We start from the raw sequence: 15,746 nt of genomic DNA, 5'->3' as shown, positions 1-15,746 counted from the left end.
AATCTCAAATCGAATTAAAATGAAAATCAAGCTAACCACGTTCATTGCCTTTCTTAGTTTTGGCCTTGTAAATTCACAAACAATATACGAAGAGTTTCAATCGGCAAAACTAGGTACCTCAAGAGAATTAAAAATTCAATTACCGAGAAATTACGAAGAAAATACAGAAAAGCTATATCCTATATTCATAGTGTTTGATGGGGATTACTTATTCGAGCCTGTAGCAGGAAACGTTGATTATTACTCTTATTGGGAAGATATGCCAGAAGCAATTGTGGTAGGAATTAATCAAGTTGATTCAAGGGGCGAAGACAATCATTACTCCGACCAAACCTATTTTCCAGTAGAATCAGGAGCAAAATTCTTTGAGTTTATTGGTATGGAGCTTATTCCATACATTGAAGATAAATATAGAACAGCTAATTTTAGAGTAGCAGTTGGACATGGCGAAACAGCCAATTTTATAAACTATTTCCTATTTAAAAAAGAACCGCTTTTTAATGCTTATATGGCTTTAAGTCCAGACTTAGCAATAAGCATGCTTGATAATTTACCAACGAGGCTTAGCGAAATAGAAAGAAAAATATTTTACTATTTGGCTACTTCAACTAACGATATAAAACCATTGAGAGAAGACGCAAATGTTTTAAATACAAGATTATCTGCATTAGAAAACAAGAACATATTTTTTGGTTTTAATGAGTTTGACGGACCAACGCACTATTCGTTGCCAGCTCATGCTATACCAAATGCTTTAGAAAGTATGTTTTTTGTGTTTCAACCTATTAGTAAAAAGGAGTATACCGAGCGTATTTTAACTTTAGAAACTTCACCTGTAGCGTATTTGAATGAAAAATACGAAATGATAAATGAGTTGTTTAATATAGAAAAACAAGTGCTCGTTAACGACTTTAAAGCAATAGCTGCAGCTATTGAAAAAAACAAAGCGTATGATGAATACGAATCCCTTGGTAAACTTGCTAGAAAAGAATATCCAGACACATTATTAGGAAATTATTATTTAGGGCGTTTTTACGAAGAAACGGGCGAACCTAAAAAAGCTATGCGTACCTATAAATCGGCTTATATTTTAGAAGAGATTGGTGGTTACACCAAAGATGAAATGATGGAAAGAGCAGATGCAATAAAGAGAGATTTCGGATATTAAATGGCAAAGGTAAAAACAACATTTTTTTGCCAAAATTGTGGCAATCAGTTTTCAAAATGGCAAGGACAATGTTCTGCATGTAAAGAGTGGAATACCATTGCCGAAGAAGTGATTCAAAAAGCCGAAAAAAGTGATTGGAAAACACCTTCAAATTCATCAAAACGAGTTTCAAAACCCTTGTTGATTAACGAAATTGATGTATCGCAAGAAGCACGTATGCAAACTGGTGATGCTGAATTCAATCGTGTTCTTGGTGGTGGAATTGTTCCAGGTTCTTTAACACTTTTAGGAGGCGAACCAGGAATTGGGAAAAGTACCTTATTGCTTCAAATAGCTTTAAAATTGCCATACAAAACCTTATACGTATCTGGTGAAGAAAGTCAGAAACAAATAAAAATGCGTGCAGAACGTATAAACCCAAATAGCAGTAATTGCTACATATTAACTGAAACTAAAACTCAAAATATCTTTAAGCAAATAGAAGCTTTAGAACCAGATATTGTGGTGGTAGATTCCATTCAAACATTGCATAGTGATTATATTGAATCATCTTCAGGAAGTATTTCTCAAATAAAAGAATGTACTACTGAGCTTATAAAATTTGCCAAAGAAACTGCTACTCCAGTTGTACTTATAGGCCATATAACAAAGGATGGAAACATTGCTGGTCCGAAAATATTAGAGCACATGGTCGACACAGTTTTGCAATTTGAAGGAGATAGAAATCATGTATTTAGAATTTTAAGAGCCAATAAAAATCGTTTTGGCTCTACCAATGAGCTTGGTATTTATGAAATGCAAGGTTCTGGATTACGAGAAGTATCAAATCCTTCCGAAATACTTATTTCTAAAAAAGACGAAGAATTATCAGGAAACGCTGTAGCTGCGACTTTAGAAGGTATGCGACCTTTAATGATTGAAGTCCAAGCTTTAGTAAGTACTGCAGTTTATGGCACACCACAACGTTCAGCAACAGGTTTTAATGCCAAACGCTTAAATATGCTTTTAGCTGTTTTAGAAAAACGTGCAGGTTTTCGCTTAGGTGCTAAAGATGTGTTTTTAAATATTACAGGAGGCATTACTGTTGACGACCCAGCAATTGACTTGGCTGTTGTTGCCGCTATTTTATCTTCCAATGAAGACGAAGCACTTCAAAAAGACTTTTGTTTTGCGGCTGAGGTTGGTTTATCAGGAGAAATTCGCCCTGTACAACGCGTGGAACAACGTATTTTAGAGGCTGAAAAACTAGGGTTTTCTACCATTTTTGTATCTAAATACAATAAGATTTCATTAAAAAGCACAGCTATTAAAATTCAACTTATTTCAAAGATTGAGGATTTGGTTGATTTCATTGTGTAATCGTTTTATTATGAAAAAGAAATTAAAAATCTCAGAATATTTTATTCAACTCATTTTAGTGGTTTTAGGTGTATTCCTCGGAATTTTAGCCTCGGAGTGGAATGCAGCTAAGAACTTAGAAAACAATCAGAAAGAAGTTCTTAAAAACATCAAAACAGAAATTGAATCTAATTTAGAAATCGTAAAAAGTGCTCAACAAAACAGGACAAAATTCAACAAATCTTTAGATAGTTTATACCCTTTGTTAACCGAAGACATATTAAAAGAAAATCTATTTGACAGAAATTTTTACGAACGATTCCCTAATTGGAGAGGTATAGGTGACGGACAAGTGTCGAATGCTATGTTCGAAATGGCAAAATTTAGTAATATGTTGTCTAGTATGGATATTGATATTGTGTCACAATTATCAAAAACTTATGCTGTGCAAGATGCACTAAATAAAACTAGAGATACTTTTTTAAAGAAGTTTTTCGATTTTGATTCTGATGCTAAGTATGCAGACGCGTTGCGACTTATGTGGTCTATTAGACAAGAGTTAGGCAGTTATGAGAACAAACTCGTAAATGAATATTCTAAAACTCTTGAGATGTTAAGGTGATTTTTAAGGAAATAACCCAGATATTTTAGAAGCTATATTGGAATGCTCTGCATTCATTAATCATAGAAGAACAGTCGAAGGAGAGAATTCATTTATAATTATCAGTATGATATGATAAAAGACACCTACGTTTTTCTTTAATTTCACTCTCTATTTTACCAAAATTCCTTAATTTCGCAGCTCGAAATCAAATAGGATATAATGAGTACTAAATTTCCTGAATATAAAGGACTTGACTTACCAAAAGTAGCCGAAGAAATTCTAAACTATTGGGAAGAAAATAATGTGTTTGAAAAAAGTGTGTCTACACGCGAAGGGAATAAACCTTATGTGTTTTTTGAAGGACCACCTTCAGCCAATGGGTTACCAGGAGTACATCATGTATTGGCAAGAGCTATTAAAGATATTTTCCCTCGATACAAAACCATGAAAGGCTACCAAGTTAAGCGTAAAGCTGGTTGGGATACTCATGGCCTACCTATTGAACTTGGTGTTGAAAAAGAGCTAGGGATTACTAAAGAAGATATTGGTAAAACGATTTCGGTTGAAGATTATAATGCAGCTTGCCGGAAAGCTGTAATGCGTTATACAGATGTTTGGAACGACCTTACCCAAAAAATGGGTTATTGGGTTGATATGGATGACCCTTATGTGACCTATGAACCAAAATACATGGAATCGGTTTGGTGGTTGTTAAAGCAGATTTACAACAAAAACTTACTTTACAAAGGTTACACTATTCAACCGTATTCGCCTAAAGCAGGAACTGGTTTAAGCTCGCATGAATTGAACCAACCAGGAACCTATCAAGATGTTACTGATACAACAGTTGTTGCTCAGTTTAAGGCAAATGAAGACTCGCTTCCTGATTTTTTACAAAACGAAGGAGATATTTTCTTTTTAGCTTGGACAACAACACCTTGGACACTACCAAGTAATACAGCATTAACTGTTGGGCCAAAAATTGAGTATGTACTAGTTGAAACTTATAACCAATATACATTCCAACCAATGAATGTGATTTTAGCTAAAAAACTAGTTAACAATCAATTTTCAGGAAAGTTCAGTCAAGTTGAAGAAAAATCAGAATTATTAAATTATAAATCTGGAGATAAGAAGATTCCTTTTTACGTTGTTAAAGAGTTTGTTGGTAAGGATTTAGTTGGAATAACTTACGAACAACTTCTACCTTTTGTATTACCAAATGATAATCCTGAAAATGCATTTAGAGTCATTTCTGGAGATTTCGTAACTACTGAAGATGGTACTGGAATCGTACATACAGCACCAACTTTTGGAGCAGATGATGCCTTGGTTGCTAAACAAGCAACACCAGAAGTACCACCAATGCTAGTAAAAGACGAGAATGATAATTTAGTGCCTTTAGTAGATTTACAAGGACGCTTTAGACCAGAATTAGGTGAGTTTGCTGGAAAGTATGTGAAGAATGAATATTACAACGATGGTGAAGCTCCTGAACGTTCGGTTGATGTTGAGCTTGCTATTAAATTAAAAGAAGAAAACAAAGCCTTTAAGGTTGAAAAATATAAACACAGTTACCCAAATTGTTGGAGAACTGATAAGCCAATTTTATATTATCCATTAGATTCTTGGTTCATTAAAGTAACAGACATTAAAGACAGAATGTTTGAGCTTAATGAAACGATTAACTGGAAGCCAAAATCTACTGGAACAGGACGTTTTGGAAACTGGTTGGCTAATGCAAACGATTGGAACTTATCACGTTCACGTTATTGGGGAATTCCATTGCCAATATGGAGAACCGAAGATGGTAAAGAAGCACTTTGTATAGGCTCAGTAGAAGAATTAAAAGCTGAAATGCAAAAGGCTGTTGAAGCGGGTGTTTTAGCAAAAGATATTTTTGAAGATTTTGAAGTTGGTAACAACTCCGAAGAGAATTATGCAAAAATCGATTTACATAAAAACATTGTTGATGAAATCGTGCTAGTATCACCTTCAGGACAACCAATGAAGCGTGAAAGTGATTTAATTGATGTGTGGTTTGATTCTGGTTCTATGCCTTATGCACAATGGCATTATCCATTCGAGAATAAGGGGAAAATAGACCAAAACAAATCATTCCCAGCCGATTTTATTGCTGAAGGTGTCGACCAAACTCGTGGATGGTTCTATACACTTCATGCAATTGGGACAATGGTATTCGATTCAGTTGCATATAAAAATGTAGTATCAAATGGATTAGTGTTAGACAAGAACGGACAGAAAATGTCTAAACGTCTTGGAAATGCGGTTGACCCATTTGAAACCCTATCAACTTATGGCGCAGATGCCACACGTTGGTACATGATTAGTAATGCCAACCCTTGGGATAATTTAAAGTTCGATTTAGAAGGTATAGAAGAAGTAAAGCGCAAATTCTTCGGAACACTTTATAACACCTATTCTTTCTTTACATTATATACTAATTTGGATAACTTTAGTTATTCTGAAGCAGATATTCCACTAAATGAAAGACCAGAAATTGACCGTTGGATTTTATCAGAATTGCATACATTAATCCAAAAGGTTGATGATTACTATGCCGACTACGAGCCAACAAAAGCAGCAAGAGCAATTTCAGATTTCACCCAAGATTATGTAAGTAACTGGTTTGTAAGGTTAAGTAGAAGGAGATTCTGGAAAGGTGACTATCAAGCAGATAAGATTTCGGCTTATCAAACATTATATACTTGTATGGCAACCATAGCAAAGTTAGGAGCTCCAATTGCACCTTTCTTTATGGATAAGTTGTATCTAGATTTAAATTCAGCAACTCAAAAAGAGATTTTTGAAAGTGTGCATTTAGCTGAGTTCCCGAAATTTGACGAATCTTTTGTCGATAAGTCTTTGGAACGCAAAATGGAAGCAGCTCAAACAATATCATCATTAGTTTTATCGTTACGAGCTAAAGAAAAGATTAAAGTACGTCAGCCGCTCCAAAAGATTATGGTTCCTATTAGCAGTGAAACTCAAAAACAGGAAATCTTAGCAGTTGCCGATTTAATAAAATCTGAAGTGAATGTAAAAGAGGTTGAAGTTTTAGAAGATGCTTCAGACATTCTAGTAAAGCAAATTAAACCTAACTTTAAAGTGCTCGGACCACGTTTTGGAAAAGACATGAAAGCAGTGGCACAAGCGGTTAATAACTTTACAGCAGACGATATTAAAAATATCGAGCAAAACGGTATTTTTGACGTTGAAATTAATGGAAAAAGTATTACATTAGAAAAGTCTGATGTTGAGATAACATCGCAAGATATTGAAGGTTGGCTTGTAGCAAGTCAAGGAGCATTAACAGTGGCTTTAGATGTAACCTTAACAGACGATTTAAAGAAAGAAGGTATTGCAAGAGAATTGGTAAACCGAATTCAAAATTTACGTAAGGATTCTGGTTTTGAGTTGACAGATAGAATTGCAGTACAATTTCAAAAAGATGAACAAATTATTAACGCAATAAATAAAAACTTAGAGTATATAAAAACCGAAACATTAACAGATGAATTGGAAATTTTAGACGACTTAAATAATGGTATAGATATTGCTTTCGATGATGTAAATACCAAATTATTTATTCAAAAAATTTAGAACTATGGCAGCAGGAAATACAGTAAGATATTCTGACAAAGATTTAGCAGAATTCAAAAAATTAATTCAAGAAAAAATAAGCAAGGCGCAGCACGATTTAGAGTTGATTAAAAGTGCTTATATGAACGACCACAATAATGGTACAGAAGACACTGCGCCAACCTTTAAAGCGTTTGATGAAGGAAGCGCTGTAATGAGTAAAGAGTCTAACTCAGCTTTAGCAATTCGACAAGAAAAATTTATTCGTGACTTAAAAAACGCATTAATTAGAATAGAAAATAAAACTTATGGTGTTTGTCGTGTTACTGGAAAACTAATCAATAAAAAACGATTAGAGTTAGTGCCTCATGCGACGTTAAGTATTGAAGCTAAGAACATGCAAAAATAATAAACATTTACACTAATGTTAAAAACGTCTCTCATTAGAGGCGTTTTTTTATATTTACCATTTACAAACCTAGAGTTTAAAATGTCTTTAAAAAAAGCCTCAATCATAATCATTATTATTCTGCTAATAGATCAAATATCTAAGGTTTATATCAAAACAAATTTTGAACTAGGAGAAGAAATTAAAATTTTTAATTGGTTTCGCATTTTGTTTATTGAAAACGATGGAATGGCTTGGGGAGCAAAACTTAGTGACTTCACTTCCTTGATTACAGATAGAACAGCCAAAGTAATTCTAACATGTTTTAGGTTGTTTGCAATTGTTGGGATTGGTTATTGGCTTATTAACTCAATTAAGAATAAAGGTTCTAGGGTGTTAATAGTTGCTATTTCACTCATATTTGCAGGAGCCTTAGGAAATATTATAGACTCGGTTTTTTATGGCGTTATTTTTAATGATAGTTATGGACAAATAGCTACCGCTTTTTCCGAAGGAGGAGGTTATGATAGTTTATTACACGGAAAAGTTGTAGATATGCTCCATTTTCCACTGTGGAAGGGTTATTTGCCAGATTGGATTCCTGTTTACGGAGGTAATTATTTTACGTTTTTTAATCCTGTTTTTAATATTGCAGATATGGCAATAAGCACAGGTGTTGGAATATTGATTGTTTTTAATAGGAAAGCGTTCCCGAAAGAACACAAAGTCGTTAAAACCGATATACCTGCTGAGGAGTCACACAATAATTAAGAGGTACGTCACCTTTATAAACATCTTCTATGTTGTCTTCAACTTCAAACAATGATACCCCAATTTTTATAGTTTCTGGATTACAATCACCTAAAAAATTATCATAGTAACCTGCACCATAGCCAACACGATGTCCTTGTTTGTCAAAGCATAATAAAGGTATAAAGACTACCTCAATTTTAGAGTTTTCAATTGGAATACCATCAATAGGTTCAGGAATCCCCCAGTCATTTGATTTAATAGTAGTACTATCTGTTAGCAAATAATTTTCAAGATTTATAGTCTTAAAATTACATTTTGAAACGACTGTATGCTTATCTTTTCCGGCAAGAATGTTTAGTATATAATCTGTATTTATTTCTTTATGTTCGGCAATTGTTAAAAAGAGATGGTAAAAGGATTTATCCCAAATATCCATAGTCAATAGTTTATTAGCAATAGCTAAACTTTTTTCATCAATGTCTTTAAAAGATAAATTGTTTCTTAATGTTTTGTATTTTTTTCTTAACTCTTTTTTTGTCATTCTTCTAGTTTTGTAGAAATATGAAAAATAGCGTCTCCCTGGTATACCAAGGGTGATTCGTTTATATTAAAAATATACCCACTATTAGGCGCTTTTACAAAATGATTAAAACTCCCATATGGGTCTGTAATGTGACCAATGACATCGTCTTTATTAACCTTAGCATTGATGCCAATTGAAGCTTTAAACATCCCAGAATATTTAGCTCTAATCCATTTGCTTTCTGAGATGTAGATACATGACTTTTTAGGCTTTGAAACTTTAAATTTGCTACCTAACATTTCTAGGTGATGTAACACACGTTTAGCACCATTAACACCTGTATTTGTAATAGTTGGATGTATGTTAAAAGATTTTCCGCCTTCAAAAAGTAGCATGGGAATACCTAGTTTGTAGCTCGTATTTCTGAACGATTTGTTGAGGTTTTTTGAATAATAAACAAAAGGCGCTCCAAACACTTCGGCTAATTCATCGAGTACGATTTCTCCTTTTTTAATTCGTATTTGCGCAGAATTAAACCTGTCTGCACCTCCAGTGTGAAAATCCATAATTAAGTCGGCATGAGGTACAATTTCTGTAATTAATTTATGGGCAACCCTACTCGCTAAGGAGCCAGATTTACCTCCTGGAAAAACGCGGTTTAAATCACGTCCATCAGGAAACTCCCTATCCATGTGTATAAACCCAAATACGTTAATTACTGGAATACAAATAATAGTCCCTCTTTTGGGCTTATTAATGCCTTTTGCAATAATCTGCCTAACAATTTCAACACCATTTATTTCATCACCATGGATTCCTGCGGTCATTAAAACGGTAGGACCAGGTTTTTTTGAGCGTTCAATAATAACAGGAACGTCTATTTTGTTTTGTGTATGTAATTTAGCAACATTAAAATACACTGTAGCACTTTCACCTAGTGCCACTTTTTGCCCTAAAATATCTAAAACTTCTTTTTCGCTCATTCTCTTATTTTCTGTTACGTTCAATAAAAGTGATAATGGCTCTTGCGATGTTTCTATGTGTGGCTCTTTCTATGCCTTCTAATCCAGGAGTTGAGTTTACCTCTAACAGTAATGGTCCACGAGCAGATTGTAACATATCGACACCACAAACAGGTAATTTTAAAGCTCTAGATGCATTCATTGCAACTTTAAGCTCGGCTTCATTAAGTTTTACAATTTCAGCAGAACCTCCGCGATGTAAATTAGAACGAAATTCACCTTCTTTTCCTTGTCGTTTCATAGCACCAACTACCTGACCATCTACAACTAACGCTCTTATGTCTGCGCCTCTAGCTTCAGCAATATATTCTTGAACTAAAGCTCTTGCTTGTAAACCATTAAATGCCTCTAAAACAGATTCAGCAGCATTTTTTGTTTCAGCCAAAACAACTCCAAGGCCTTGCGTGCCTTCTAATAATTTAATAATTACTGGTGTTCCACCAACATGAGCAATAACCTCCTCGACATCTCTCGAATAATTAGTAAATACTGTTTTTGGCATACCAATCCCAGCTTTACTTAAACGCTGAAAACTCCTTAGCTTGTCTCTAGACCTAATAATAGCATCGGAGGTTGCGATAGTAAACACATTCATCATTTCAAACTGCCTTACCACAGCACAACCAAAAAAGGTTACCGACGCTCCAATACGTGGAATAATAGCGTCAACATAGTCTAGGTAGCGATCTTGATAGTATATAGTTGGCTTTTCCTTTTCAATGATAATATCACATTTTAAAGGATCAATAATTTCAACGTCATGACCACGACTTTCACCCTCTTCCACCAAACGTTTGGTAGAATATAAATTTTCATTTCTAGATAAAATAACAATGTTCATGGAGTTAAATATGGAATGTTATTGCGCAAGATACTAAAAAAGCAAGATGAATTTTTACATTATCTAGGAATTAATATACCTTTGAGTAATGGCTAAATCCCCACTTGAAATACAAATACAAACACTACCAAATTTACCAGGAGTATATCAATATTACGATACAAATGATGTTATAATTTATGTTGGTAAAGCCAAAAACTTAAAAAAGAGAGTTAGTTCTTATTTTACTAAAACGCACGAAAACGGGAAGACCAGAATTCTAGTAAAAAAGATTGCAAACATCAAGCATATTGTGGTAGATACGGAAACAGATGCGTTGCTACTGGAGAATAATCTTATTAAAAAATACAAGCCTCGTTACAATGTAATGCTTAAAGACGACAAATCGTATCCTTGGATTTGTATAAAAAACGAACGTTTTCCAAGAGTATTTCAAACTAGGCGACTCATAAAAGATGGTAGCGAGTATTTTGGACCCTATACGAGTGTAAAAACCGTTTATACTTTATTAGATCTAATAAGAGGCTTGTATCAATTACGAACTTGTAATTACGATTTATCGCAAGAAAAAATTGATGCTGGAAAGTACAAAGTATGCTTAGAATATCACTTAGGAAATTGTAATGGACCATGTGAAGGGCATGAAACGGTTGCCGAATATGAGGAGAATATAAAAGCTATTCGGGAGATTTTAAAAGGTAATTTCAAAGATTCCCTGCAACGCTTTAAAAAGCAAATGAATGCTCTTGCAAAGGACATGCATTTTGAAGACGCACAAAAAGTAAAGGATAAAATAGATATACTAGAAAATTATCAGGCTAAATCGACTATTGTCAATCCTAAAATAAATAATGTAGACGTTTTTTCGATAGTTAGTGATGAGAGTTATGCTTATGTAAACTTTTTGCAAATTTCTTTAGGTTCTATTGTACGTTCTCATACGCTTGAAATTAAAAAGAAACTGGACGAAACAGATAAAGAATTATTAGAGATTGCCATTGTAGAAATTAGACAACGATTCAATTCACTATCTAAAGAAGTTTACGTCCCTTTTAAAATTGATATTGGGGATAATATAAAAGTAACTATTCCAAAGTTAGGGGATAAAAAACATATTCTAGATTTATCTATCAGGAATGCGAAGTACTTCAGATTAGAGCAACTAAAGCAAGTAAAAATTGTCGACCCAGATAGACATGCAAATCGTATTATGGCGCAAATGAAAGCCGATTTACGACTCAAGGAAGAACCTCGACATATAGAGTGTTTTGATAATAGTAATATTCAAGGCACACATCCAGTAGCTGCTTGTGTGGTTTTTAAGAACGGAAAACCAAGTAAGAAAGATTATAGACATTTTAATATAAAAACAGTTGAAGGACCAGATGATTTTGCCTCCATGGAAGAAGTGGTTTACAGACGCTATAAACGTTTATTGGACGAAAAACAACCCTTGCCACAATTAATTATTATTGATGGTGGAAAAGGTCAACTGTCTTCAGCCTTAAAAAGTTTGGATGAATTAAACTTACGTGGAAAAATTGCCATTATTGGAATTGCAAAACGTTTAGAAGAATTATTCTACCCAAATGATCCAATTCCACTATATTTAGATAAAAAAAGCGAAACCCTAAAAATTATTCAGCAATTACGTAATGAAGCGCATCGTTTTGGGATTGAACATCACCGAAATAAACGTAGTAAAACTGCGTTAAATACGGAGTTGGAAACTATTCCAGGTATTGGAGAAAAAACCATTGTGGAATTGTTAAAGCATTTTAAATCGGCAAAACGTATTTCGTATGCAAAGCTAGATGAACTTGAAGATGTGGTAGGTGTGTCTAGAGCTCAGAAAATTTATAATTATTACAATCAAAACAAATAGATTGAAAACTAGAACCATCATATTAACCCTATTAACACTCATTTCGTTTTCTGCGAAAGCACAAAATGAGACTCTAGAAAACCCAAATCCAAAAATTGGTTTAGTACTTAGTGGTGGTGGTGCAAAAGGATTGGCACATATTGGTGTTTTAAAAACTATTGATAGTTTAGGTATAAAAATAGATCACATTGCAGGCACAAGTATGGGAGCGGTAATTGGATCGTTGTACGCTTCGGGGTATTCAGGAAAAGAGTTAGAAAGAATATTTAACGGGATAGATTTTGACAAGTTAATAGGCGATGATTTACCTAGAGCTTCTAAAACATTCTATGAGCGCGATAATACTGAGAAATATGCTATATCTATTCCTTTTAATAATCTTAAAATACAATTGCCCTCGGCAATTTCAAGAGGACAAAATGTGTTTAACCTGTTCTCTAAACTAACGCTTCATGTTAGTGATATTGGAGAGTTTAAAAATTTACCAATTCCGTTTTTCTGTATTGCTACTAATATTGAAACTGGAAAGCCTGTTGTTTTAGAACAAGGAAGTTTAGCACAAGCCATTGCTGCTAGTGGTGCTTTCCCGTCGTTATTTCAACCAGTTACTATTAATAATCAAATTTTAATTGATGGAGGTGTGGTTAATAATTATCCGATAGATGAGCTCAAAGCAAAAGGTATAGATATTATTATTGGAGTCGATGTGCAAGATGACTTATCGACTAGAGAGAACTTAAGATCTGCACCAGAAATACTATTGCAAATTAATAATTATAGGACCATCAAGGATATGAAAGAAAAGTCCACTAGGACTGATATTTATATTAAACCAGATATTAAAGAATTTACAGTTGTGTCTTTTGATGATGGCGAACAAATAATTAAAAGAGGTGAAACAGCGGCGTTAAAAAAGATTAATGAGTTAAAGGAAATAGTAAGAAATACTAATAAAGTAGAACTTGCTATTCCCAAAATAGATAGTATTGCGATTAATAATGTTTATTTGAAAGGAAACGAAAAGTATACAAGGTCGTATGTGCTAGGTAAATTAAAAATAAAAGGTAATGAAAAAACCACTTATAGAGAGTTTACAAGAGGTGTAAACAATCTTGTAGCGACTAATAATTTTGATAGTTTTTTATACCAATTTAAGCCGAGTAATGATGGTTACGATTTATATGCAAACCTAAAAGAAAGCGATACAAAAACCTATTTAAAACTAGGAGCACATTATGACGATTTGTATAAAAGTGCTGCATTGTTAAATCTTACTCAAAAAAGAGTATTATTAAGAAATGATGTAGCGAGTTTAGATTTGATTTTAGGAGATAATATTAGATATAATTTTGAATATTATATTGACAAAGGATTTTATTGGAGTATTGGCCTGCGGTCTAGATTTAATACATTTCATAAAGACATTAATGCTTCATTACTTTTAAGCGAAGCAGAAATTACAACAACAGGTTTAAATAAATTAGACATTCAACTAGAGGATTTAACAAATCAGTTTTACTTACAAACATTATTTAGAAAAGATATGTCTTTAGTTTTGGGAGCAGAACACAAAAAACTTCAAATTACCTCTGAAACCATTGTGAATAATCCAGATCCAAACGCAGATAAAACCATGTTTGAAAATAGTGATTTCTTCAGTTTGTTTGGCAAATTAAAGTTCGACACCTATAGTAATAAGCACTTTCCAAAAAGCGGGTTTTTGTTTGATAGCGATTTCCATTTGTATTTGTCATCATCAGATTTTAATAACGATTTTTCTCAGTTTTCTTTTGCAAAAGCCAACATTGGATATGTTTTTAGCTTTTCTAGCAAATTCTCAATGCTTCTTGGCTCTGAAGGAGGTTTTAGAATTGGAGATAATTCCAATCAATCATTAAGTTTCGCCTTGGGAGGTTATGGAAATAACTTTATCAATAATTTTATTTCATTTTATGGTTATGACCACATTTCAATTATCGGCGACAGTTTTGTAAAAGGACTTATTAATTTGGATTATGAGTTTGTAAAAAACCACCATTTTAATTTTTCAGCGAATTATGCCAATGTAGATGATAATATTTTCACAGAGGGAGAATGGTTTACGACTCCAGATTATAGTGGTTATGCAATAGGTTATGGTTTTGATACTATTATTGGCCCAATAGAAGCTAAATATACTTGGTCTCCAGAAGCTAGTCAAAGCAAATGGTTTTTTAACATTGGATTTTGGTTTTAAAATATTGCATAATTTTCCCGATATTTGTTACAATATGAAACCATTCTGGATTGAATATTTAATCTTTTTACATTACCTTATCAAGAGAAACCCTGAATAAGGCGGCATTTTCGTATCTTTAATCGAACAAATTATAAATCCTATGATATAACTTCTTAGGACTAATTTTTAAATCTTAAAAAATGCCATTTTATCATAAACTAGGAGAAATTCCACCTAAACGACACACCATTTTTAAAAAACCAAATGGAGATTTTTATTACGAGCAACTATTTGGTACCATTGGATTTGATGGTATGTCAACTAACAGTTATCATGAGCAGCGTCCAACACAAGTAAAAGCTATTAAAAAACAATATAGCATTGTGCCAAAAGTTGCTAAAGCTAACAATATTCAATCATATCGTTTTAGAGGTTTTCAAGTAAAACCAGAAGCCGATTATTTACAAAGCAGAAAAGCAATACTTACAAATAGCGATTGCAATATTATTTTGGCTGCTCCTAAAAATAAAAAACAAGATTATTTTTATAAAAATACAGATGCAGACGAAATGATTTTCATCCATAAAGGCACAGGAAAACTGCGTACTATGTATGGAAACCTCGATTTTAAGTATGGAGACTATTTAATTATTCCACGCGGAATGATTTATAAAATAGATTTCGATACCGAAGATAATAGACTGTTTATTGTAGAATCCTATCACCCAATTTACACACCCAAACGTTATCGGAATTGGTTTGGGCAACTATTAGAGCATTCTCCATTTTGTGAAAGAGATATTCGTCGACCAGAAGAATTAGAAACCTATAACGAAACCGGAGATTTTACCATTAATGTAAAAAAGCAAGGAGAAATTATTGAAATGGTGTATGCATCACATCCTTTTGATGTTATTGGCTACGATGGTTATAATTATCCTTATGCGTTTTCTATTCACGATTTTGAACCAATAACAGGACGTGTACATCAACCGCCACCAGTCCATCAAACGTTTGAAACTGCCGCATTTGTGGTATGTAGTTTTGTGCCTCGTTTGTACGATTATCACCCAGAAGCAATTCCAGCACCTTATAATCATAGTAATATAGATAGCGATGAGGTGTTATATTATGTAGATGGAGATTTTATGAGTAGAAACGATATTGAAGCGGGACATATATCCTTGCATCCAGCAGGAATCCCTCATGGACCACATCCAGGAGCTATGGAGCGTAGTATTGGTAAAAAAGACACGCAAGAATTGGCTGTAATGGTAGATACGTTTAAGCCTTTACAAGTAACAGAAGAAGCATTAAAAATAGCTGACGAAGATTATTTTAAATCTTGGCTAGAGTAATATAATTAAACAAATAAACACATCAACGATTAAACAAATAAACGA

The 15,746-nt window shown here is 33.4% G+C and carries 12 protein-coding genes; 9 read left to right on the top strand and 3 right to left on the bottom strand.

Features of this window, described 5'->3' with window-relative positions; all coding sequences use genetic code 11:
• Positions 1-19: 19 nt before the first annotated feature.
• The 6 genes from HB672_RS02115 to HB672_RS02090 all read left to right on the top strand — a co-directional run bounded on the left by HB672_RS02115 (position 20) and on the right by HB672_RS02090 (position 7,872).
• A complete protein-coding gene (locus HB672_RS02115) occupies positions 20-1,168 on the top strand; it encodes an alpha/beta hydrolase-fold protein (protein WP_167606966.1) in 1,149 nt (382 codons plus the stop codon).
• Complete coding sequence (gene radA / locus HB672_RS02110; RefSeq protein WP_167606963.1) at positions 1,169-2,527, top strand: DNA repair protein RadA; 1,359 nt, start codon at positions 1,169-1,171, stop codon at positions 2,525-2,527.
• Between the two features lie 10 nt (positions 2,528-2,537).
• Entirely contained in the window at positions 2,538-3,128 is a 591-nt protein-coding gene (locus HB672_RS02105; RefSeq protein WP_167606960.1) for a hypothetical protein, read from the top strand.
• A gap of 201 nt (positions 3,129-3,329) precedes the next feature.
• Positions 3,330-6,734: an isoleucine--tRNA ligase gene (gene ileS, locus HB672_RS02100; protein WP_167606957.1), complete on the top strand. Its 3,405-nt coding sequence runs from the start codon at positions 3,330-3,332 to the stop codon at positions 6,732-6,734.
• Positions 6,735-6,738: 4 nt separating this feature from the next.
• Entirely contained in the window at positions 6,739-7,122 is a 384-nt protein-coding gene (locus HB672_RS02095; protein ID WP_167606954.1) for a TraR/DksA C4-type zinc finger protein, read from the top strand.
• Positions 7,123-7,203: 81 nt separating this feature from the next.
• The gene (locus HB672_RS02090; protein ID WP_167610199.1) at positions 7,204-7,872 is read left to right on the top strand and encodes a lipoprotein signal peptidase; all 669 of its coding nucleotides are present in this window, start codon (positions 7,204-7,206) and stop codon (positions 7,870-7,872) included.
• Here HB672_RS02090 and HB672_RS02085 read toward each other — a convergent pair.
• The 3 genes from HB672_RS02085 to rimK are packed head-to-tail and all read right to left on the bottom strand — an operon-like array spanning position 7,832 to position 10,240.
• A complete protein-coding gene (locus HB672_RS02085) occupies positions 7,832-8,395 on the bottom strand; it encodes a 5-formyltetrahydrofolate cyclo-ligase (RefSeq protein ID WP_167606951.1) in 564 nt (187 codons plus the stop codon). The two genes, HB672_RS02090 and HB672_RS02085, sit on opposite strands and share 41 nt — an antisense overlap.
• A complete protein-coding gene (locus HB672_RS02080; protein WP_167606948.1) occupies positions 8,392-9,360 on the bottom strand; it encodes a succinylglutamate desuccinylase/aspartoacylase family protein in 969 nt (322 codons plus the stop codon). The genes HB672_RS02085 and HB672_RS02080 overlap by 4 nt, the downstream gene beginning before the upstream one ends.
• A gap of 4 nt (positions 9,361-9,364) precedes the next feature.
• Entirely contained in the window at positions 9,365-10,240 is an 876-nt protein-coding gene (gene rimK / locus HB672_RS02075) for a 30S ribosomal protein S6--L-glutamate ligase (protein ID WP_167606945.1), read from the bottom strand.
• A gap of 88 nt (positions 10,241-10,328) precedes the next feature.
• Here rimK and uvrC point away from each other — a divergent pair, with 88 nt between their 5' ends.
• The 3 genes from uvrC to HB672_RS02060 all read left to right on the top strand — a co-directional run bounded on the left by uvrC (position 10,329) and on the right by HB672_RS02060 (position 15,701).
• Entirely contained in the window at positions 10,329-12,125 is a 1,797-nt protein-coding gene (gene uvrC / locus HB672_RS02070) for an excinuclease ABC subunit UvrC (RefSeq protein WP_167606942.1), read from the top strand.
• Position 12,126: 1 nt separating this feature from the next.
• Entirely contained in the window at positions 12,127-14,361 is a 2,235-nt protein-coding gene (locus HB672_RS02065) for a patatin-like phospholipase family protein (protein WP_208864168.1), read from the top strand.
• A gap of 182 nt (positions 14,362-14,543) precedes the next feature.
• Positions 14,544-15,701 carry a homogentisate 1,2-dioxygenase gene (locus HB672_RS02060; RefSeq protein WP_167606939.1) on the top strand — a complete coding sequence of 386 codons (1,158 nt, stop codon included), beginning with the start codon at positions 14,544-14,546 and terminating at the stop codon, positions 15,699-15,701.
• Positions 15,702-15,746 lie beyond the last annotated feature (45 nt).

The organism is Gaetbulibacter sp. S0825 (assembly GCF_011777505.1).
Lineage (GTDB): Bacteria > Bacteroidota > Bacteroidia > Flavobacteriales > Flavobacteriaceae > Pontimicrobium.
This window is presented reverse-complemented; position numbering and strand designations above follow the sequence as displayed.

What these genes read in the sequence shown, in the direction of transcription:
- ileS (WP_167606957.1), top strand. Translation starts at nt 3,330, where the DNA reads ATGAGTACTAAATTTCCTGAATATAAAGGACTTGACTTACCAAAAGTA.
- HB672_RS02080 (WP_167606948.1), bottom strand. Translation starts at nt 9,360, where the DNA reads ATGAGCGAAAAAGAAGTTTTAGATATTTTAGGGCAAAAAGTGGCACTA.
- HB672_RS02095 (WP_167606954.1), top strand. Translation starts at nt 6,739, where the DNA reads ATGGCAGCAGGAAATACAGTAAGATATTCTGACAAAGATTTAGCAGAA.
- HB672_RS02085 (WP_167606951.1), bottom strand. Translation starts at nt 8,395, where the DNA reads ATGACAAAAAAAGAGTTAAGAAAAAAATACAAAACATTAAGAAACAAT.
- radA (WP_167606963.1), top strand. Translation starts at nt 1,169, where the DNA reads ATGGCAAAGGTAAAAACAACATTTTTTTGCCAAAATTGTGGCAATCAG.
- HB672_RS02090 (WP_167610199.1), top strand. Translation starts at nt 7,204, where the DNA reads ATGTCTTTAAAAAAAGCCTCAATCATAATCATTATTATTCTGCTAATA.
- HB672_RS02060 (WP_167606939.1), top strand. Translation starts at nt 14,544, where the DNA reads ATGCCATTTTATCATAAACTAGGAGAAATTCCACCTAAACGACACACC.
- rimK (WP_167606945.1), bottom strand. Translation starts at nt 10,240, where the DNA reads ATGAACATTGTTATTTTATCTAGAAATGAAAATTTATATTCTACCAAA.
- HB672_RS02105 (WP_167606960.1), top strand. Translation starts at nt 2,538, where the DNA reads ATGAAAAAGAAATTAAAAATCTCAGAATATTTTATTCAACTCATTTTA.
- uvrC (WP_167606942.1), top strand. Translation starts at nt 10,329, where the DNA reads ATGGCTAAATCCCCACTTGAAATACAAATACAAACACTACCAAATTTA.
- HB672_RS02115 (WP_167606966.1), top strand. Translation starts at nt 20, where the DNA reads ATGAAAATCAAGCTAACCACGTTCATTGCCTTTCTTAGTTTTGGCCTT.